18 protein-coding genes are annotated in these 19700 nt (G+C 55.1%); 7 read left to right on the top strand and 11 right to left on the bottom strand.

Annotated features, from left to right (window positions below):
- Positions 1 to 53: 53 nt before the first annotated feature.
- Positions 54 to 2057: a hypothetical protein gene (locus tag ASQ50_RS11975; RefSeq protein WP_058091625.1), complete on the bottom strand. Its 2004-nt coding sequence runs from the start codon at positions 2055 to 2057 to the stop codon at positions 54 to 56.
- Positions 2058 to 2100: 43 nt separating this feature from the next.
- The gene (locus ASQ50_RS11970; RefSeq protein ID WP_058091626.1) at positions 2101 to 2727 is read right to left on the bottom strand and encodes a hypothetical protein; all 627 of its coding nucleotides are present in this window, start codon (positions 2725 to 2727) and stop codon (positions 2101 to 2103) included.
- 205 nt (positions 2728 to 2932) lie between these two features.
- Here ASQ50_RS11970 and ASQ50_RS11965 point away from each other — a divergent pair, with 205 nt between their 5' ends.
- The 3 genes from ASQ50_RS11965 to ASQ50_RS11955 are packed head-to-tail and all read left to right on the top strand — an operon-like array spanning position 2933 to position 4415.
- Positions 2933 to 3337: a YjfI family protein gene (locus tag ASQ50_RS11965; protein WP_058091627.1), complete on the top strand. Its 405-nt coding sequence runs from the start codon at positions 2933 to 2935 to the stop codon at positions 3335 to 3337.
- Positions 3338 to 3351: 14 nt separating this feature from the next.
- Complete coding sequence (locus ASQ50_RS11960) at positions 3352 to 4047, top strand: PspA/IM30 family protein (protein ID WP_058091628.1); 696 nt, start codon at positions 3352 to 3354, stop codon at positions 4045 to 4047.
- 44 nt (positions 4048 to 4091) lie between these two features.
- Positions 4092 to 4415, top strand: a complete 324-nt coding sequence (locus ASQ50_RS11955; RefSeq protein WP_058091629.1) for a hypothetical protein — start codon at positions 4092 to 4094, stop codon at positions 4413 to 4415.
- A gap of 9 nt (positions 4416 to 4424) precedes the next feature.
- Here ASQ50_RS11955 and ASQ50_RS11950 read toward each other — a convergent pair whose 3' ends face one another.
- Positions 4425 to 5588 (bottom strand): glutathionylspermidine synthase family protein, encoded by a 1164-nt coding sequence (locus tag ASQ50_RS11950; protein ID WP_058091630.1) that lies wholly within the window; start codon positions 5586 to 5588, stop codon positions 4425 to 4427.
- 163 nt (positions 5589 to 5751) lie between these two features.
- Between ASQ50_RS11950 and ASQ50_RS11945 the strand changes: the two genes are divergently transcribed.
- From ASQ50_RS11945 to ASQ50_RS11930, 4 genes are read left to right on the top strand one after another with little or no spacing between them, the layout of a single operon-like run.
- Positions 5752 to 6486 carry a DUF1190 domain-containing protein gene (locus tag ASQ50_RS11945; protein WP_058091631.1) on the top strand — a complete coding sequence of 245 codons (735 nt, stop codon included), beginning with the start codon at positions 5752 to 5754 and terminating at the stop codon, positions 6484 to 6486.
- A 7-nt stretch (positions 6487 to 6493) separates the two neighbouring features.
- The gene (locus tag ASQ50_RS11940; protein ID WP_058091632.1) at positions 6494 to 7402 is read left to right on the top strand and encodes a hypothetical protein; all 909 of its coding nucleotides are present in this window, start codon (positions 6494 to 6496) and stop codon (positions 7400 to 7402) included.
- A gap of 3 nt (positions 7403 to 7405) precedes the next feature.
- Positions 7406 to 8131, top strand: a complete 726-nt coding sequence (locus ASQ50_RS11935) for a hypothetical protein (protein WP_058091633.1) — start codon at positions 7406 to 7408, stop codon at positions 8129 to 8131.
- Complete coding sequence (locus tag ASQ50_RS11930) at positions 8128 to 9216, top strand: rhomboid family intramembrane serine protease (protein ID WP_058091634.1); 1089 nt, start codon at positions 8128 to 8130, stop codon at positions 9214 to 9216. The genes ASQ50_RS11935 and ASQ50_RS11930 overlap by 4 nt, the downstream gene beginning before the upstream one ends.
- A 53-nt stretch (positions 9217 to 9269) precedes the next feature.
- On the opposite strand, the gene ASQ50_RS11925 is transcribed toward ASQ50_RS11930, so the two are convergent.
- From ASQ50_RS11925 to ASQ50_RS11890, 8 genes are all read right to left on the bottom strand, one after another.
- Positions 9270 to 10919 carry a hypothetical protein gene (locus ASQ50_RS11925; protein ID WP_058091635.1) on the bottom strand — a complete coding sequence of 550 codons (1650 nt, stop codon included), beginning with the start codon at positions 10917 to 10919 and terminating at the stop codon, positions 9270 to 9272.
- Between the two features lie 45 nt (positions 10920 to 10964).
- Positions 10965 to 11171, bottom strand: a complete 207-nt coding sequence (locus ASQ50_RS11920) for a hypothetical protein (protein WP_058091636.1) — start codon at positions 11169 to 11171, stop codon at positions 10965 to 10967.
- Between the two features lie 266 nt (positions 11172 to 11437).
- Positions 11438 to 12739, bottom strand: a complete 1302-nt coding sequence (locus ASQ50_RS11915; protein ID WP_058092932.1) for an IS1380 family transposase — start codon at positions 12737 to 12739, stop codon at positions 11438 to 11440.
- 129 nt (positions 12740 to 12868) lie between these two features.
- Positions 12869 to 13111, bottom strand: coding sequence for a hypothetical protein (locus ASQ50_RS11910; RefSeq protein ID WP_058090729.1), 243 nt, complete (start codon positions 13109 to 13111; stop codon positions 12869 to 12871).
- A gap of 122 nt (positions 13112 to 13233) precedes the next feature.
- Complete coding sequence (locus ASQ50_RS11905) at positions 13234 to 13779, bottom strand: hypothetical protein (RefSeq protein ID WP_058090730.1); 546 nt, start codon at positions 13777 to 13779, stop codon at positions 13234 to 13236.
- A 66-nt stretch (positions 13780 to 13845) separates the two neighbouring features.
- Positions 13846 to 15003: a hypothetical protein gene (locus ASQ50_RS11900; RefSeq protein WP_156510005.1), complete on the bottom strand. Its 1158-nt coding sequence runs from the start codon at positions 15001 to 15003 to the stop codon at positions 13846 to 13848.
- The gene (locus ASQ50_RS11895; protein WP_058090732.1) at positions 14996 to 19114 is read right to left on the bottom strand and encodes a hypothetical protein; all 4119 of its coding nucleotides are present in this window, start codon (positions 19112 to 19114) and stop codon (positions 14996 to 14998) included. Before ASQ50_RS11895 ends, ASQ50_RS11900 begins: the two co-directional genes overlap by 8 nt.
- 39 nt (positions 19115 to 19153) lie before the next feature.
- Positions 19154 to 19693 (bottom strand): DUF4123 domain-containing protein, encoded by a 540-nt coding sequence (locus ASQ50_RS11890; protein ID WP_227513150.1) that lies wholly within the window; start codon positions 19691 to 19693, stop codon positions 19154 to 19156.
- Positions 19694 to 19700: the final 7 nt, after the last annotated feature.

Raw genomic sequence — 19700 nt, 5'->3', positions numbered from 1 at the left:
AATCGGAATGGGAACAGCGACCGCCGGTGTTTGGACCGGCGGTCGCTGGGGCTTCAGGCGGTTTCCGAAGTCCGGCTGGACTTCTCACCGGAAACCCGTCCGGCGATGCCGGCCAGGGCTGCCTGCAGCGAGGGCGACTTGTCCAGAACGCCCTGCACACTCTTGCCGTAACCCAGCCCTTGGGCAAACTTCTCGAAGATGCCGCCGTCGCCGCCAATCATTTCAAACTTGGCGTCTTTCAGGGCCGCCGCCATCACGCGACCATTTTCCAACAGGCCGGTCTTCTGGGCTTCGATCTGCGCCATCACTTCCTTCTCATGAACTTCCAGGTTCATGCGGAATTCTTCGAAGTGGCGGGCTTCTTCAGACATACCATCGTAGGCCTTCAGCTTCTCGACCAGGCCAGACGCTTCGGCCTTGGCCATGGCTTCGCGGGCATCGGCCTTGGCCAGCCCCATACGCTGCTCGCCTTCGGCATCCGCCAGCACCATGGCTTTGCGGGCATCCGCTTTGGCCAGACCCAGCTTCTCTTCGCCCATGGCTTCGGTTTCAAGGCGTTGCTCCAGCACACGTACTTCGGCCAGGCCAGCTTCTTCGTCAGCCTTCGCCGTGGCCGATTTAACTTCGGCACGGGCCAGACCATCCGCACGGATCGCAGTTGCCTGAGCTTCCTTGACCTGGGCATCGGCCAGGCCATCGGCCGCTGCCATGGCCTGACGACCACGAGCCAGCTTCTCATCAGCCACCGACTTCTTCTCGGCCGCATCCAGGTCTGCCTGGGCTTTCACGCGCACCTGTTCCGCTTCCAGCTTGGAGCGTTCGAACGCGGCTTCAGCGGCTTTCACATCCATCAGCTTCAGCTCTTCGGCATCGGCTTCGGCCGCAACCACTTTCTTCACCTTCAAACGCTCGGCTTCAGAACGGTTCCGCACATCCTTGATGTTCTCTTCTTCTTCCGCCACGTTGCGCTCAACCGCAATACGCTGACTGGTGATGTCGGCAATTTCCTTACGCTCGCCTTCCAGCGCCTTCTCCATGCCGATGCGCTCGATCTCTACGGCGCGCTCACGGTTTACATCTTCCAGCTCACGGGCCTGGCGAATGCGCACTTCCTCAATCTGCACCGCACGCTCACGGGCCTTCATGGCCATCTCGATCTGACGCTGCTTGTTCTCTTCGGCAATCGCCAGCTCTTCATCGGTCTTGATGCGGGCAGCTTCAGCGCGGGCACGCTCTTGCTCACGTACCTGCTCGGTTTCCGAGGTTTCGCGGGCCTGCAGGGTTTCAATTTCACGGCGCTGACGGGCTTCTGCGTCGGCCTGACTACGCTCCAATTCCAACGATGCTTCGCGGGCGGAGACGTTCTTGCGCTGGATTTCCAGCTCCTGATCACGTTCCAGGCGGTTGGTTTCTACGTTGTGCAGCGCAGTGATTTCGGTGATGCGCTTGATGCCTTCGGAATCCAGAATGTTGTTTGGATCCAGAGAGGTTTTCGGTGTTTGCTCCAGGTAATCGATGGCCACGTCTTCGAGGATGTAGCCATTCAGATCTTCGCCGATGGTCTCAACAATGGAATCCCGGAACCGCTGCCGCTCTTCGAACAGCTGCATGAACTCCAGCTTCTTACCAACGGTTTTCAGCGCTTCACTGAACTTGGCATTGAACAGTTCGTTGACCGCATCGCGGTCAGAGGCACGGCCAACCCCAACCGATTTGGCAACCCGCAAGACATCTTCTGCGGTTTCGTTGACCCGCAGGTAGAAAGCTACGGTGATATCCGCCCGCAGGTTGTCCTTACAGATCAACCCTTCCTTGCCGGTTCGGTTCAGCTCAAGGGTAATGACCGAGATTTTCATGGTCTCGGAACGGTGAATAACCGGCAGCACCATGGCGCCGGTGAAGTACACCTTCGGGGTGGGCGACAGATCGTTCACGATCAGGGCCTGGCCCTGATCGACCTTGCGATAGAAAGCCTTGAACAGGGCCAGAATGCCCAGTATCAACAAGACCAGAACGCCGACAGTCATAAAGACCGGGATGATCCAAGATAAGTCCATTTACGCTTTCTCCTGAGCTGATTGGAAGGACGCTTGTGCAGGGTTAACCGGCGGAGCCGCCGGACAGAAATTCAGATTCGGGCACCACCCACCAGGCGTTGGCATCCGGAATATGTTCAATGAGGATGGCCCGCTCCCGATGGGACAACGGGGAATGGCTGCGCACCTGCAACACCAGGTGGGCACCGTCCAGATGGGCTTCTGCCCGCCCGGATGTTTCAGAAACCGAGGAGGAAATCACCACGCAGGGTGTTCCTATAATGCGTTTTTGCAGAGGCGGCAGATAGGCACGGCGAAACAGGGGCCGAAGGGGACGAACGACAATGGACGTGACCAACAGGCCGGCAACCAGGGCTGTGAACAGCACCGCCAGCGCGTACAACCAGTGCAGAATGCCCGACGGCACCAGGGCGCCCAAGGCAAGATCAATGAAATAACTGGTCAACCAGCCAGCCAGGAACAACAGGGTGAGCACCAGCGGCAGGGGCACGCCTTGCAAGCCGAGAGTCACCATCAGGCCACTGAAATCACCGGCCACATCAAGATCACCCTCGGCATCTACATCGCCCATACCGGAAAGGGAAATCAGCCAGTAAATAATGGCCACGCAAAGCAGTACGGAGAAAACCACCGTCGGGAAGGAGAACGCAACTGCGAAGAATGTTTCCATACGCGACCAGACATCCGTTCCGGTAAATCCATGCGCTGACAGTTCATGTCAGCAATTAGGCGCTTTTATAACGCAAATAAACTATTTCTTGCAAATATTTAATTGCGGAGTATAGACTCGGCTTATTGACATAAAATGTCAAGCGACAGGACAAGGTTCGTCCGGATCGGCCGAACCGATTCAATGCCACAGGAAGGAGCTATTCGTGGACACTCAATCCCTCACCCTGGCCTTGGGTGATGCTACCCATGCAGGCCGTACCTTTGATGTGATGCCCGTAGCCGGTGACGAGCCGGTATTGCAAGTGGTCGTTTCCGGCGCTGAAGAAACGCCGGTGTACGTTACCGTAACCGACACCCAGATTCTGTGCCTTGCGTACCTTTTTGACGAACAGGAGCTTAACCCGGAACGCCTGAACGAGCTGCATGAAAACATGCTCCGCCTAAGCGTACCCATGCCCCTCAGCGCACTGGGAAGAACCGGCGATCATTACGTGGTATATGGCGCCTTGAGCCCCACCTCCGGTACGACCGAAATCATGCAGGAACTGGTCACGCTCGCCGAGAATGCCATCGACCTGTTACAGACTTTTGAAGACTACCTGGCTTGAGTGAGGGCTGAACCATGAGAACCGTACTGAAGAAAATCCTGACCGCCATGCGCGGTGGCGTTAACGAACTGGGTGAAGCCGTTGTGGATGGCCAGGGCAACCGCATTCTGGAACAGGAACTGCGAGACGCCGAACAGGAACTGAAACAGGCCAAGCAGGAACTGGCTGCCCTGATGGCCGAATCCGCATCGCTGGCCCGGCAGATCCGCGTTGAGCAGGACAGCGCCAGCAAACGCGAACAGGACGCCAGCAAAGCCCTGGCCGCCGGCCAGGAAGAGCTGGCCCGGGAAGTGGCAGAACGGATCGTGGGCCACGAACGCCGCGCCGGGGAACTGACCCAGACCCGCGAATTGCTGCAACAGCGCATCAGCGGCCTGAAAGAGCGCGTACAACGGGCAGAAAAGCAGCTGGCCGACTACCGCCGGGAACTGCAGGTGGTGAAAACCAACGAGCGGGTGCTGCGCACCACCGCCCAGATCGATACCAATATCAACAGCAACCAGTCTTCCCTGAGCACCGCCAAGGAAACATTGGAGCGCATCCGCGACCGCCAGGCCCGGGAAGAAGACCGGCAAACCGCCAGCGCTACGCTTGAGAAGGAGCTCACCGGGGCAGACCTCGATGAGAAGCTCAAAGCCGCCGGCATTGACAGCGAGCAAGACGCGGTAAACGATGTCCTTGCCCGCCTGAAAGGCAACCAGGCTCAGTAACACTTTGCGCCCCCAACACGGGGGCGCCTATCCAGGCTAAGCCAATGGCAAAGAAACCGGACTGGTCAAAAGAAGAACAAGCGGTTCAGGCGGTGCAACTGGCCTTTGATCTCTCCAACGACATCCAGCGCGCCTTCCGGGTGTCTGCGGCCCTGCAGGACATGACTACCGCTGATATGGTCCGCAAAGTCCTGCAACTGCCCTACCGTAAGAATCGCACCAGGCCCCGGCTGACCATCACCCTGCGGGATGAGGATTTTGAGGTACTGGCAAAGAAGTACGGGCTTGATCCCAACGACCGCGCCGCGATTCGGCAGCGGGTGGCGGGGGAGTTGCAGGCGTTTGCGAGCAACTACCTGGCGGGATAGCGGCGCTCGTCAGCCGTCTATGAAATGCGGGACGAACCGCGACGTGTCGCGCGTGATCGCCGTATTGTCTTCACGGATACCCATCCCGACAGCCTCGTTACCCACAATCCAGCTCCCGATTAGGCAATAGTGCCCGGAGAAACGGGGAGGCGGACACCAACCCTGAATGATGGTTGGCCCATCGCCATATGGCCCCTCAACCTGAGCCTCCACTCCGGCGCCGGTTTCAATCGCAATGTTTGCACCTTCTCTGGAGAACAACGGCTTGCGAACCCAGCGTTCGAGGTTCGGATCACGTCGCTTATCGCTTTCAAACCAGGCTGGCAAAAGATTTGGATGGCCCTCATGGCGCTCCCACAACAAAGGCAGGATACCTTTGTTCGACAGGATCAGCTTCCATGGCGGTTCGACAAACTGGGTGCCACTGGCACCCACATAATCGGAAAAAGATTCCTGCCACATCCATTCCCAAGGGTATAGCTTGAACAATTGATCAACAGGCTCATCATCAAGGCCAAAAAATCGCTGACGCTCTCCAAGGCCAATCTCATCAATAAATAAGGTCTTGGGATTAAGCCCGGCCTGATCCGCGCAGTCGGCGAGATACTCAATGGTACCGGCATCTTCGGGATGGTCCCGGCAGCAGGCCAGGTGAAACGACTGCCCTGCACGACCAATCATTGCCAACCGCTCGATCAGAGCCTCCTGCAATCGATTGAACTGATCGGCGCCTGCCGGCAGCTGCCCTCGCTCAATCTGTTGTTCAAGCCACAACCATTGGAAGAAACCCGTTTCATAGAGAGAGGTAGGGGTGTCCGCGTTGTATTCGTAGAACTTCGCAGGCCCGACACCATCGAACGAGAAGTCCATTCGCCCATAAAGTGACGGCTCAGAAAACTTCCAGCTTTCGGCGATCAGATCCCAGGCCTTCCCGGGTATCGCCAATTGATCCATCAAGCGCTCGCTTGAGACCACCTCACCCACCAGATCGAGGCACATTGCGTGAAGTTGCTCGGTGGGTGCCTCAATACCGTCTTCAATCTCGGCAAGCGTAAACCGATAACAGGCGGTTTCATCCCAATAGGGTTCGCCCTCCAGGGTATGAAAATGGAATCCATAGGATTCCGCCTGAGAGCACCAATCCGGGCGGGGAGCCATTTGTATGCGTTCCATGGAGTGTCCTTCTCCTGAGGCGGGCCAGTCTAATACTTTCCTGAAGCGCGAGAGTCTACCGGCATTTCCACACCCGGGAAAGTCGCCAAGTCCAACCGGATTGACCTTTCCTTTCGCTTGCTATAAATTCCCGCCCAAACTGCATACAGGAGAAGGATACTCCATGGCCACTCAGGACGAGGCAAACGCCATACTGCCAACCCGTACCCGTCGTCAGAAACGCTCCCAGACCGCGACGCTGGTGCTAATGGGTGCTACGCCCTTCGCTGTGCTTGGCCTGGACCCTCTGCATTCTGAGGTCCGGGTTTTTCGGGACCTGCAGGCATGCCAGACCGCCTTGCCAGGCGCACAGGACTATTGCGAGACACTGAACGCAGAGGCAGCAGAGCGGCATCCGTCAATCGCCCCAAAGTACACTTCTCGCCACCAATGTGAGTCGGACTTTGCTCACGTAACCGTCAACAGTTCGTGTGAAAATGGCTGGTGCGGTATTGACGATCTCTCCGTCTGCGAGCGCACAGCAGATGGCTACTATCGTCCCCCCTTTTCGGGCTTTCTGGTCGATCAAGCCATCCTTGATGGCACCTATGAGGGAACCAAGCCCGCGCCCGAATCTCTGGATGACAGGCAATTGCAGCCGGTGTACAGCATTTCCGACGAGACTCTGAGCAGCAGTGGTGATGGAGGCCAGGGCTCGACTTATCGCAGCCACACGCCCTTCCTCTGGCATTATGTTATGGCCAACGGTCAGTACCTTGGCAACCAGAATCTTCGTGATCCCGTAACACGCACCAAAAGCCAACTGGCAGCCAACACCAGCAGAACCTTCACCGGCACCAGCCAGCGTGGCGGCTTTGGCTCCACTGCCAGGCAAACCATGCAGGCGGCAAGGAGCTGATCAAAAAATGGTTAAACGCACTTTCAGCGCCTTGACACTGGTAGCCTGCCTGTTCACCACCGTAACAACGCAAGCAGAAACGACAATATCGGCACTCGCCGAAGACCTTCAGCAGCGGCTAACGCAATCACCGGAGACCCTGCGCTGGCTGAAGCCCAACAAAGACGAACCGCTAGCGCACACAGACCTGGGCATTGACCCGGAAACCTGCGAAGCCCCGGTGCTCGCCCGGGCAGGAACTCATCCCCGCTTTCTGGTCCGCTGCGTCAACCGCGCCTTGGTCAATTTTCGTGTTACGGACATTCAAACACTGACGTCCTGGGCCTACTCCGACGGCGATTGGAGCACAGGGCAAATCATCGCCATTCGCGGTATCGACAATTCTCCTACAAGCCGGTACAGCTCAAGGCAAGTGGAGTACAAAACCGTGTGGCATAAAGGTGAGCCGGCAGGACCATACGAACGTAGCCTTACCGTCTTGTCAGAGACCGATCTCCGCAAGTTGGCCAAGTTCTGGAATAGCTTTGACACCGGGGAACTGCCGGTACTGGAATCCCTGGAACAATGGCGCCAACTGACATGGCCCGATGCGGTGGTCGGGCTCCGTCGCAATGGCCAACTTCTGCTTCAACATGGAACGCTGGCAGGCACCAGCGACCTGCTGGAAGAATTGTCCTCAAAGGACGCGCTACCACCTTTCGCCAGAGGCTTGATCCGCCCGGTGAAAAAAGTCTGGCGCGGCACCACGCCTCCGGGTGAGCCGATGTTTCTTCTGCACAGCCTGCGAGCGAACGGCACAGATTACGCTTTAGCACTTTCCGATGTGACTGCCGGTGCCGCCTCCCAGAACATGCAACGGCTCAGTGCCGGTTTGCCCTATGAATTGGTATTTCTTCCAATAGAAAGGAATCTGTAAGTCATGACGACCGCCAGCATGGAACCGTCTCAGGCGGTTACTAACCCGCTAGATAGCCTGAAACAAATCCGAAACCACAACCGTTATGCAGGGCAACTTCTGCTTGCCGGCAACCGGTCGGCCTTGACCAGTTTGCTCGTGGTTTGGTTCCCGGTAATCGCAGTGCTGACTTACGGCTTTGTGGTGCCGTTTACCTACACAGCATGGGGCGAGAACAACCTGTTATTGATTCTGTATTGCTGGACGGGCCTCTGGCTGGCTCTTACGGCAGCAAGCGTTACCTTCGGCACCGGACGGCACGTGTATTCTGTTGACCTGGCCAATCACACCATCAGTCATCTGAACTCAGAGCAAAGCACGTCCCTAGCACTCGAGCTTCGCCAAGGATCAGAAGGCAGCTACCTTGACCTGAAGACCCCCCTGGATAGTGGCTGGCATCTGGGCGTGGATTCCCGGATTGTGGCGGAATTAACCCCGGCGGAAGTGCCGTCGATCCGGCGGTGGCAACCGGCTAAACTCAAGGACCACATCCGAAAAAAGGTCAAAGATGGCTCGCTTACAACCCTGTTTGTCGTCGCGAATATCCCGCTAGTCGTTATACATCTTGTTTCCGGAACCTTCGGCTTTCTGATCATGTGCCAGATTTACATGCTTGCGGCCTGGACCCTCACCCAAACTCTTGACTGGTTCCTGGAAAAGCGTGATCAGCAAGTTATGGAGCAACTGTGAAATCCTACTGTCCTGCCTGCGACACCCGCACCCTGAGGCCACTCCAGGGAGGCGACCAACGAATTGCTGAATGCAGGCATTGCCATGGGGTGTGGTTTGAAGATGGCAGCCTGAACTGTGCCATAACCGGCCACCACGATCATATTGAGCGCTACGATCATGAACAGCACCTGGGGCCGAAACTGGGCGAAAGCAATCGCCAGTGCACCAGATGCAGGGTTCCCATGACGCACTACCAGTTACTGGCCGATTACAGCGTAGAGATCGACTGCTGCCCGACCTGCGACGGTGTCTGGCTTGACCAGCATGAAGTGGATCAAGTCATTCACTCCCCGTTGCTTAAGGATGCCTTGGCGGAACTGAACAAAAAGGTCACTTGGAAATCCTGGGTGTTCCAGTTCTTCACGGCCATGCCGGTTGAATACAACATTCAGCCCCATCGCACACCCTGGGTGACATGGCTGCTGATCGCACTATGCTCTCTTGTCTTTTTCAGTGGCGTCTATGATGCCGGCTCCAACGAATGGATCTTTCTGAACCTTGGCCTTAACTCAGATTCCCCGAGTGCAGCCCATGTGGCCATGCAACTGTTTACCTACCAATTTGTTCACGGCGGGCTGATGCACCTTGTCGGTAACATGTATTTTCTGTGGATTATCGGCGACAACCTGGAAGACGCATTGGGCCACTGGACTTTTCTAGGCCTGTATCTGCTGTCTGGGGTGGTCGCCGCATTGGCAGAACTTATGCTGTTTGATGCCTCTCAAGGGCCGTTGCTACTGGTAGGCGCCAGCGGCTCCATCGCGGCCCTGTTCGGCCTCTATCTCATGTGGTTCCGCCATGCCAGCCTGACATTCATGATCGTTATCTACCAGAAGAAACTGGCCCCCCACTGGTATTTCCTGATCTGGAGCCTGATCAATCTGTTCGGGATGTTTACCGCCCAGGGCGGCGTGGCCTGGGCTGCTCATCTTGGCGGGTTCGTATTTGGTCTATTGATCGGATACCTGATGCGAGACTATGTTCTTGCAAAGAATCCGCTGATCGCCATGCTGAACCAGCCAGAGGCAGCCATCAGCCGGTAGGTAGGCGTTCACCGGCTGACGGGTTACACACAATCGCCCAAGCCAACGCAGACTCAGTAGCCAACCAGAATCATGACGAAAACAAAGACAATGGCGGCTGCTCCCATCCACTTCAGGAGCAATTTGCCTTCGGAAGCGTTGTCACGATTTTCGGAAACAGCTGGCCCTGAGGTGTCATCGTCCTGAGAGGCAAAACTCAGAAGCGCAAGACTCCTGATGGTTTGTGACACGGTTTGGTCCAGCGACACCCGAACACCGTTATACCAGGGTTCCGGATATTCAATCAGCGCCGGCGGCACAACAATAGAGCCCAGCGCGTCCCAAAGGGTCATAACACCATCGACAACGACAAATTCCCGTTGCGGCAGCTCCGTGGCGACCTGCTCTTCATCCAACTCAACGTCTTGCTGAGGACTACAGACATAGTTGCCATCCTGCATCCCGAGAACCAACACCGGCACCAGATTCTCACCACACCGGAAACCGGCCAGAAAGGGAAACCGTTCGTCATCGGGATCACTGAAAAAGCGTGAATCCGAGTTTTCTGGCTGAGCTGAAAGCAGGTCCCGTAAATGCCCACCCAAGAAAAACAAACCGTCTTCCAACCTGCGAGAAAGCACGCACAGCCTCCAGCTAATGTGCCGCAGAAGCAGTCCACGCAGGGCGTCTGGAAGTGGATGAAGCCCCGGCGCCTGCGGCAGCCGATACGGCATTCGTTCAACCTCTTCAACCCTCAGTGTTTCTTCATACAGTTTGAGCGACGTTATACCGGCACCAAAGCGGCTTTGCTGCATGTATTGAACCGCAAATCGAATGGCTCCGACAGGTTCTCCCTCATATTCGTTACCATCATCGTCAACGGCGATTGGAGTAATCGTCGTGGGTGCCACTTCGAGTTTCAGGCCCGAACTCTGGTTGAACAACCGCTCCTCCAGCAACTCGTAGAACTGCTGTGCCGTGGCCAGGAGTGCCGGAGGCATTGTCTCAACGGCGGATAACCGGGGCTGATGACTGGCGTTCTGATCCCGCGTCAACGGCACGTGCCGGCCAAGCACCGGCGTTGCCCAACGATCAAATATCCGGCGCTCACCGTCTGAAAGAGCTGAGCGTGGCACTGCTGACTCCGGCAAATCCGGCAGCATGGGATTACCCTGCCAATCAACGGTGTCATCGTAAATCAGTCGCAGATTACCGGTGTCGGCGTCTTCACCTTCGTCGTTCCAGTGCTGCAGGCAGCCCGGAGCCAGGTCCTCAGCGCCCTCACCCTCAAGGGGCAAAGTTGTTATCTTGTAATAACGATCGCCGCCCTCTTCGCTTGTGACCAGCGCCATATACCCAAGCGCCGCCAAAGGACGCCCCTCAAGCACGGTGCCTTGTTGGTGCCACGTCACGATGCCCCCATCGGAATGGGCCAAACGAGCAATTTCCCAAAGGGGCAAGGTTTTGACGAAGGGTTTGACTGATGGGTTATGCTCAGTAAGCGCCGAGACCAGATCCTCAGCCTCCTGCTGGTCCAATGCAACGATAGCAGCCTGATCCGGCCCATACTGGACAAAGGCCACACGCTCGATACCCGAAGGGTCCGTCGCAAAAAGTGTAAAAAAGGATTGCTCTGCCCAGCGAGTCAGCAATTCCTTGCTATTGTTCTGGTCCAACGCTTTCTTCAGCGAAGCAGACGGTGACGATTCTACAACTGCGCCCATAGCTACGATCCCTGTTGGAACTGATTTTCTTGAAACGAGCCTTGCTCAGCTTTGCTGCTCGTAGACGTATGTTTGAACTTCCTGAATCACGGAAGGTGTGATCTGAGAACCGGCTACCAGGAGCATGACGCCAATGGAAAAAATGGGCCCGGGATTCAGAAGAATCATTTCCCAATTCTGAGCAAGCGGGAAATTTTCAATACGGTGAGGTAATTCGTCGGCGGTAAGCCGGCGCTTTGAGAAAGATTCCATTCCTGACATTCCTTGTATTCGTGTCCATTTGAGCGGCGTATGGTCAGCAGCTCCACTTCAGGATTCAACCGCTGCGATGCACCGAGCGAGCGCAACTATGGTTAGCCCGGATTTCTCATAGCTACCCAGCCAGCCTTGCAGGTTGGGCGGTTTACCGCCATGACAGCTCAGGCGCGGCCATTATTGGCCAATTTGTGATCATTTTCTGTTGCCTGGACACACTTCCCCCTTTCCCCCATTGCGTCGGGCCGGGGGAGCCCGGGCATCTACCCCGGAACCAGGCGGCGTACCAGATCTGTGAGTTCATCTTTATAGGGATAGCTGTCGCTCATCAGCACCCGGATTCGGCGGGTATTGCGGATGATGACCGCGCCAACCTTGATCAGCTTCAGCCGCAGATTGCTGGCGCTCATCCGTTCGAAGGGTGTCTTCTTCAGGTGCGCTCGTAATCGCTCGAACAAGGTGTAAGCGAAGCCGGATAAGATCAGCCGCCATTGATTGGTCCACCACTGAACGCTCGACGTTCGATCCGCGAACAGATACAGCTGCTGATCCTTGATCCGGTTTTCCATGTCGCCTCGGGCGCAGTACTGTTCGTAATAGAGCTTAAAACCGTCGTCATAGCGGGAGCTGATCACGAAGCGAGGGTTGGAACCCAGCTCGCCTTCTTCCAGGCGAGCCACCACCCAGCGAGGGAACTTCCAGGAATGCGCCTGATACCGGAACCGATAAGTGGCGGAGACTTTTTCACCGACTTTCTGGTGCGTGTCCCGGACCAGTTGTGACGGCGCTTCCACGTCCTTGAGCAACCGGCTGTTTTTGCTGATGCCGACCAGGTAATCCACGTTATTCCGGTCGCACCAGCTCAGCAATCGGGGACGGTAGAAGCCGCTGTCACCCCGGAACATGATGCGGGTATCAGGCCAGTACTGCCGAATGAACTTCACCAGCAGGGCCAGAATGGCCCAGCTGTGGCGGCTGTCACTGCGGTTACTGGTGCGCAGGTAGCTCACCAGCAGGTGGCGACCACAGAACACGTACAGCGGAAAGTAACAGTGGTGGTCGTAATAGGCGTTGAAGAACTTGCCGGGCTGGTCGCCATGAACCGGGATATCAGTGCCATCAAAATCCAGCACGATTTCCTTCGGCGGTGTCTCATGCTGTTCGATAAAGTGATGCCAAAGTAGTTCGTGGGCTTTAACGACCGATTGCCTGTCCACCTGCTGCTCCATTCGGCACAGCGTGGACTTGCCGGCTAAATCGCTCTCTCGGCCAACAGCGGTTTGCAGAGCTTGGTCAAAACGCAGTGCCTCGTGATCGTTCAGGTCTTCATATCCGGCGGCTACGCCGAAGACCCGTTGTCGAGTCATGGTTTCCAGCTTGTGACGAACCAAGACCGGATTCCGTGAATCGTTAAGCACCGAGGCCAGGCGCTGAGTCAGACGGTGTTGCTTGTCGATTTCCCGAAGCAGGAGCAACCCGGCATCGGAGGTGATATGACCACCGGAGAAATCGGCTTCAATTTTACGGCGAACGAGTGGCGAGAAGGTCAGCTTTTCGGGTACCATTTTGGATAGCGGCGGTTAGTGTTGGTTTTTTGTGTAGGAGCTTGAAATCATAACACTTTCAGCCGCTTCTTCCTTCCTTATGCTACCTTCTCATGAGAAATCCGGGTTAGCCCCAGTTTCTTCATGTAATCATGCTGCCGAAATCTTGCGCTCAATTTCCTGCAAGCGGCGGCGCATGGCGTCATCCACCTCTTCCGGTTTGATTCTGGAAATGATGTTCCGAAGTACCCGGATTTCGTTCTCATCAATCACACCATCGCGCTCGGCAATACGAACGATTGATCCTAGTTCCTCGGCATCCAACTTGCCGTCATCGGCAAAGCACTGGATGGACATGAATGACATTTCGAGATGATCGCGACTTCCTGACATAGTGTTCTCCTTGTGGTGACACGTTATTGATGGTTCTAATGATTAATGCATCAACCCTGGCAGTTTACCCGACCAAGCGTTCGGGCAACTTGACCCTGGCATGAAATGCGCAAATTACATACTCAATGTTGAGAGCGATTCCACAAAACAAACTGACCGCTTTCTCGCGCCTCACAGAGACTATTGAAGATGTCCTTATAATCGCCGGCATAGTTGTACAGATTCGTAGCAACAATCCCTCCGTCCGATCGATGACGGGATAGAATTCGCCCAGGTTCTGGCAGGTCGTACGTGTGATTGTTCTTCAGGTAAACGATCAGAAGCGCAGACCGCTTGATTCCCTTGCTGAAATGGCTTTCCAGCTTGAGGTGAGCGATATCCTGCCAGGCAATCTCTTTCAAGATACAGTCATCCACTCTCAGGAATTGAGGGGTAATCTCGATCATGTGATTGATCTTGCCGAAATCGATACGCAATAGGCCCAGCACGGCAACACTCAAAAACAATATGAAGCCAAGTGCAAACGCGGCAGTTGCTTCCAAATAGAACAAATATCCGAAACCCAGGACCGTCCCGAACAATAGAATGCCGGTTGTATACATCAATGCCCTGTTCTTCAGGTACACCTGATGCTTGACGGTTGATATTTTTGAATACGTTGAATCCATCGGAGTTAGTCCATTAACCGATGCTTTTAGAATTGATAAGTGTAGGTACGGCAAGCCGATACTGGATTATTTCCAATCCCTTTGCACATATCCAACTGACGGCCTGGGTGCACGAGCCCCATTACGACCCCGACGGGAACCACGCCCATAGGCGAGCATGTCCTCTGGGGTCATGTGCGCATAGCGAACCTTCTTTGCCATCAGGTTCGGGCGTTGCTCGGTGTCAATGCTCAGGACCCGGCTAAGCATCTCATCCTCTTTTTGCTTGAAGGTTTTATCGTCCATATCCCGCCAGTAACGTTCCGGGCGCCCTGATTTCCTGTCGTGTTCGGCGGTTACAGGGTCTTTGTGTCGATGGGGCTCCAGCACCGGAAACTCGGGCAGTGGGCGGCTCACATCCATGTAGTTCTGGAGGAAATCCCAGAGCGCGTAACAAGGCCGGGGGTTATGGTGCCAGCCCAAAAGAATATCGCCGATATGCACCGTCAGCTTGCTATAGCGGTGGCACAGGATGAAATCGAACCTTGGCCCATACCGGGTTGCCCCACCGGCCACAAAGCCGTCGAACTCATAGAAAGGCGCCTCGAAAACCGTGACTTTGCGTGGCCCAATAAAAGGCACGGCACGGCGGTAACTCCACACCCGAACCATCCCGTTGCGACGGTCGAGTTCCCATTCAGGACCGCGTCCGGCTTTTACGCTCCATCGGGGAAATAGGGTGAAAACGAGTGTTGAGGACAGCCACATGAGGGCGGGTATGCCTGTTATCATCAGAATAAATGAGTAGACATCTTGCAGTGCAATTAACAACTTGGAGTCTGTAAGATAGGCATGCATCACATATATAACAACCCCAAGAGGTAAACTGACCCAGAAGAGAGCTTTTCCGAATACCTCAAGCGCATTGATCAACTTAGACCGGAAAGCGAGCGGCGCATACCGAATACTTTGATGATCTTGCTGGCCTTGGTGCCCTGCTTCCTCCAAAAGATTCCCAATTAGTTCTATCTCTCGCAAGGCTTTTGGTGGCCAGCGAGCAAATAAGTTGGATGGCATGACATCCTGCGCTCTCCCCCAAGGCAGCCGAAAGCCCGCTGATCGCCCTAATTTAGAATGATTGAAATCCTGACTTTGAACGGGTTGCTCCGGTACTGATTCGGGACAATATGCGTCGGTGCCATAGTAGCCACCGAAATCAGTCCCTGTGTTTGTTGGGTCAACCATAGTAACGGACCTGTTCCTCATACCAGAATGGGCGACCCTTCTTACTGAAGTCCGGTTGAGCATGTTTAGGATCATCTTTGTTGTAAGTCAATGGGTCCTCCGGATCTGGCGCGGGGAAAACCATGGGAGCCTTGCCTTCTTCAGCGTGAATTTGCACCTGAATGCGGACATCCCAGTGATAGGTCCAGGTTTCTTTCAGATCCACCGCTCCGAACCAGCGCTCCGATCCCTTGCTGCGGGTAAGAGGCGTTTTCAGATACACATAAGTCCCACCATCGAACTCCTCCTCCAGAAGTACATGTTCCTTCAACTCAGTTTTTGCGAATGGCCTAACCATCGTTCTGGACATGTCACTCACGCCCAGCAAATACCCCCGCTCGGACTTTGTCTCAACCAATTGAAGGTGTGGCTTCACAGCCACCATCTCAGCTCCTTTGAATAAACCAGGGAAAGCGCTTTCGATCCGTAAACGGGTATTTGCCTCTCGGAGTACCGCCAGGCGATCCTCGTCCTCCTCAGCCAACTCCCGCCGGAGCGCCCGCCCACGCAGAGGGTTGGGTTCGATCACGACACTCACACCCATTAATAGACTTGCCAGGCGGTAATAAGCTTCCTGAGGTTCTTTCAGAAAGGGTTTCTCGGCCATCGACCCGAAGGGACCATGGCGCATCCAGATCTCAATGGGCTTCTCGTTGAACCAGGCCATCACTGCCGTACCCGAAATTGCCAGCGCCACACCCAAAGCAAGCCACCCAGCCGGCCCCAGAAACAACAACCCTGCAGACCCGGCCACGCTGGCAAATGTCAATGCCACCCCCCCAGCAGCGACTATTCCCGCACCAACCGACGCGCCAGTATTACCCATACGAAAAAAATAATTCGCGTCAAGGGCATAGACGAGGCTCATCAGGACGCCGCCCACTCCGCCCAAGGCCCTGCCCCACGTTAGGGGACCACCAAGATATCCAGCTAGCTTTGTAGCAAAACGACCATTCCATTCACGAGACAGGAACTGCTTCGATACCCGTTCAACAATCGCCACATTCTGCAGAAATCGCTCTGTTAGCATAACGGAGGCATAACCTATGTCGTAGTATGCACTTCCAGCCCCCGAAATTGCATTCCACTCCCCCTTAGTTCTGAAATTTCTCTCGTAAGCAGCCACCACGCCTGACACATTATGCAACTCCATAAGCATGATTGAAGCAGGCAAAAGTGGAGAATTGAGCACCCGGTAAAGACGCCTTTTCTCCGTCTTAGTCACCGTTTCTTCGAGCTCGCGGACTTTGGCCCCAAGGGTATTTCTGTTGGCTTCCAGATCGCCAACAGCATCGTTGGCCGCTCGCAGGTTACCATCGACCTTCTCGAACTGGCTCAATGCCTTGTCTAGTTTGAGCTCTGCCTCTGCCACCCGCCGGGCCACCACAGCAGTCGCTGCCGCCGACAAGTTGGAGGATTGGGCCGCATAGCGCTCCCATATGCCCAGCTCCTTCAACGCCCCGGAGTATTGTCTTTGTGCCGCATCTAGGTGTTTCAGAATTTTCGCCATTCGCTCGTTCTCCGGCACAACCAGCAACAAGACTTCGCTCGCTTTACCGGAAGGCAACCCTTGTGCACGGGCACGAGACTTGTTCGTGGAGGCTCTATGGTGAACCTTTCCCTCGGTCAGTTCGGTAATATCACCAAACATCTGAATGGCCCTCATTCCTTCGGGAAGCTCCTCCAAGCCAGTGATCCCGAGCACGAGGAAGCGTTTTTGCTTCGCCTTTGAAAAGCGCTCCAGCCGGATGCTGCCCATGAGGGAAGGCAGGGATGCCCTGAGTTGCTCAATTGACCCTGAATACAGCTTCATTCGCGCTTGGATCAAGCCTGCGTATAACAGTTGTCTTTGTCCTGCCAGATTCTTTGAGCGTAGATCAATTTCAGACTCCTGTGCAGCTATACGCGCAAGGTTTGCCCGCGCTTTCTGCCTGGCCTGTTCGGCCTGTCGGTGACCTTCATTCCGCTCATCAACCGCGTTATCCCTTGCCTCCGTACTCGCTCTCTCGGCGTCTGCCCTTTCCTGCCGCAACCGATCCATTTCCGTTTCGATTGCCTTGAGTTGGGCGTCAAGATCTTTAAGTTTCTGGTTATTGCTGATCAAGGGCTGACTGGCACTTTGAATTGCCGACCAAAGATTGCCATGGATGCTCAACAGTGTCTGGGTGCCTATCCGCATGCTTGAAGCAAAGACCGTTGAGAAAATCCCTGTCTCGGCCGCGGCGGCCAATTCCAGGCCATCCCGCGTCTTGACAAGATCTATTTCTGGGAGATCTTCATCCTCCAGCGATGCCAACTCGCTGGCCCGGAACTGACCGTCGCCTGTGTTTTCGTCCGGTTCGGCCGGAGTAACATAGGGCTGCTTCAGGTCCTCGATAGTAACGCTGGGAAACAGCAGTGTGTAAAGTAATTGGCCGCGCCCTGCGCGACAGATGTCCAGAAGCCACTCTTTTCCTTTACCGGTCATCGGGCCGTCTGTTCTAGCCGCCAAAACGTCACATTCGGCAGACTCCTTGATCACTTCTTGGATTAATGACACCAGAAAATGAAAAGCACCCGCATAGTCGTAACCATCATGCGTAAACAGATCCACCAAACTATGTTGGACCCAGCTACGCTGCAACAGATCCAGAAGATCAGTTTGCAGGTTAGCCCCATACTCCACTGCAAGCCTTCTCTCAGACACGGCGATGGAACGTTCAAGCTCCTTCCGCCCCTCATCATTTAGTTCAGACATGTACTTGTGCAGTGGGTTTAATCTCCCACCAATATTGCTGGGTACAACTGCGGCATTCATTAACAGGGCGGACTCAAAATAAGGCCGGGCCTTTGCCCGTCTCACTGCAGCATTGGAGAACCAGGCCGCTACCTGACGACGCTGCTGCAGATAACGTAGCTTTCCAACCGGGTCATCCAGCTGGATAGCCCCAATCAGCCGATCGCGTGCGTCCTTAATACAATCTCCGACAGTTTGTATATTTTCAGGCCAATCCAGTATCCCGAGCCCTTCTTCATCACTCGTTGGCTCATCAGCCACTTCCACTTCTTTCAATGTCCGATAAAGACATTTGGCTAGCACCGACATCTCCGGACGCTCATCCTCATGAATCACGTCCTCGGGGTCTGGATCCTCCTGACGTTGGTGGATTCCGACTGCCGCTTCCGCTGCCGACGCAGCATAGCTACCTTTGAGATCAAAGAGGTAGTTCTCCGGGCGATCAAAATGCCACTCGATTAAAGGGTTTCGGCTCCTTTGGGGTGCGAGATGGCTAGCCAGGAACGCATTGGTAAGGCCTGGGTTGATTGTGTAGGTCTCGCCGTCTTGATGCTTCGGATCCGCAAGCTCCATTTTAATGGTGCTGCAGCGATCCACTCTGACCAGAGGCTTACCCTGTAAATAGTTAACTCGGGCCCCTGGCCACTGAGACTCACTGTACGCTGCGTCGATACTGATCCAGTTGCCATCAATTCGTGCCGGCACCCAGATTTCACTAAGGGCGGCACCTGTCACAGCTCGATAGCCAGGCTCAAACTCACCACCGGTCTGCCTATAGTTCTCAAGCGCCACATCGTGGTAACTCGTAACCCCTTGCTCGTTCATTCGTACTTCAAGTTCACGCCAAAGTTTCCCCTCGTGGAATAGATAGATAAAACCGGGACGCGACACTACGCGGTGGGCGGGGTTGTTACCTTTCAGGGTTACACCCGAGATCAGCGTGGTCGGAATGATGGGAAGTATCACATGATGCTGGCGCTCCGATTCACGTTGCACAGCAGTTGCACTTTTAAGAAACGGTACATGAATCGGATCACCCTCATCTGCAGCAATCTCCAGCCATAGGCTACGGTTCGGTTCCCCTTGCCACGGCCAGATATGAAGAAGCGAATCGCCAAGATCCTCCACAGCCACCCGGCTTTCCAGTTTTTCTTGCCGTTCGACATTTTGCTCATCAAAGATCCGGAAGGCATGCCCTTTCGGGTGATCCCTTCCCATTACCTCGACAAAGAGTAATTCGCCCTCACAGGCGGGACCACAGCTTCCGGCAACCTGGTTCGAGTTGTTCTCAGACATCCCTGTCATTCCTTGCTTTGTCTAGCGGTGAATTCATTCTCAGGCAATAACAATGTTCAATGCCTGCCATTGGCTTTCGTTCAGTGTGGGCACAGGGAACATGTTAAACGGGCTTGGTTTTTCGGTGGTTAGCCAGCGGGCCTCACCGGAATCACCATGCCAGTAGATAACTCGTTCCACTACATCCGCTTGGTCCTGGACCACCGGAGATAGCCGATGCCAAACATCCGGGTCATAGAAGCGCAACAGGCCCTGTCGTTGCCCATCGAAGCGTACTTTCAGACGCGCTCTTAACCATTGCGTGACGGACTCGAGCCCTTCTGACGACTCCAGAATCAGGCCCGTTAATCGTCCCTCTTTCAGTCCTTTCAGCGCCCACTGGTATTCAGGGCTACTCTGGTTTGCTTCCAGGACAACGGGGCTTTCAGTCAGGTATTGCTGCCAGTCTGTTTCAGCAAACAGGTGCACCCAATTCGGGTTGTCTGCCTGCGCATACAAAGACCGCACAACCGGCGGATTCTGGCGGGCTTCCAACACCAGGTAACGCACTTTGTCAGATGAAGGTTTTGGTAATGCCACGGACCTC

This window comes from Marinobacter sp. LQ44 (genome assembly GCF_001447155.2).
GTDB lineage: Bacteria > Pseudomonadota > Gammaproteobacteria > Pseudomonadales > Oleiphilaceae > Marinobacter.
This window is presented reverse-complemented; position numbering and strand designations above follow the sequence as displayed.

Bases quoted from the DNA above. Each gene is read 5' to 3' on its own strand.
- ASQ50_RS11975 (WP_058091625.1), bottom strand. From the start codon at position 2,057: ATGGACTTATCTTGGATCATCCCGGTCTTTATGACTGTCGGCGTTCTG.
- ASQ50_RS11970 (WP_058091626.1), bottom strand. From the start codon at position 2,727: ATGGAAACATTCTTCGCAGTTGCGTTCTCCTTCCCGACGGTGGTTTTC.
- ASQ50_RS11960 (WP_058091628.1), top strand. From the start codon at position 3,352: ATGAGAACCGTACTGAAGAAAATCCTGACCGCCATGCGCGGTGGCGTT.
- ASQ50_RS11955 (WP_058091629.1), top strand. From the start codon at position 4,092: ATGGCAAAGAAACCGGACTGGTCAAAAGAAGAACAAGCGGTTCAGGCG.
- ASQ50_RS11950 (WP_058091630.1), bottom strand. From the start codon at position 5,588: ATGGAACGCATACAAATGGCTCCCCGCCCGGATTGGTGCTCTCAGGCG.
- ASQ50_RS11945 (WP_058091631.1), top strand. From the start codon at position 5,752: ATGGCCACTCAGGACGAGGCAAACGCCATACTGCCAACCCGTACCCGT.
- ASQ50_RS11940 (WP_058091632.1), top strand. From the start codon at position 6,494: ATGGTTAAACGCACTTTCAGCGCCTTGACACTGGTAGCCTGCCTGTTC.
- ASQ50_RS11935 (WP_058091633.1), top strand. From the start codon at position 7,406: ATGACGACCGCCAGCATGGAACCGTCTCAGGCGGTTACTAACCCGCTA.
- ASQ50_RS11925 (WP_058091635.1), bottom strand. From the start codon at position 10,919: ATGGGCGCAGTTGTAGAATCGTCACCGTCTGCTTCGCTGAAGAAAGCG.
- ASQ50_RS11920 (WP_058091636.1), bottom strand. From the start codon at position 11,171: ATGGAATCTTTCTCAAAGCGCCGGCTTACCGCCGACGAATTACCTCAC.
- ASQ50_RS11915 (WP_058092932.1), bottom strand. From the start codon at position 12,739: ATGGTACCCGAAAAGCTGACCTTCTCGCCACTCGTTCGCCGTAAAATT.
- ASQ50_RS11910 (WP_058090729.1), bottom strand. From the start codon at position 13,111: ATGTCAGGAAGTCGCGATCATCTCGAAATGTCATTCATGTCCATCCAG.
- ASQ50_RS11905 (WP_058090730.1), bottom strand. From the start codon at position 13,779: ATGGATTCAACGTATTCAAAAATATCAACCGTCAAGCATCAGGTGTAC.
- ASQ50_RS11900 (WP_156510005.1), bottom strand. From the start codon at position 15,003: ATGGTTGACCCAACAAACACAGGGACTGATTTCGGTGGCTACTATGGC.
- ASQ50_RS11895 (WP_058090732.1), bottom strand. From the start codon at position 19,114: ATGTCTGAGAACAACTCGAACCAGGTTGCCGGAAGCTGTGGTCCCGCC.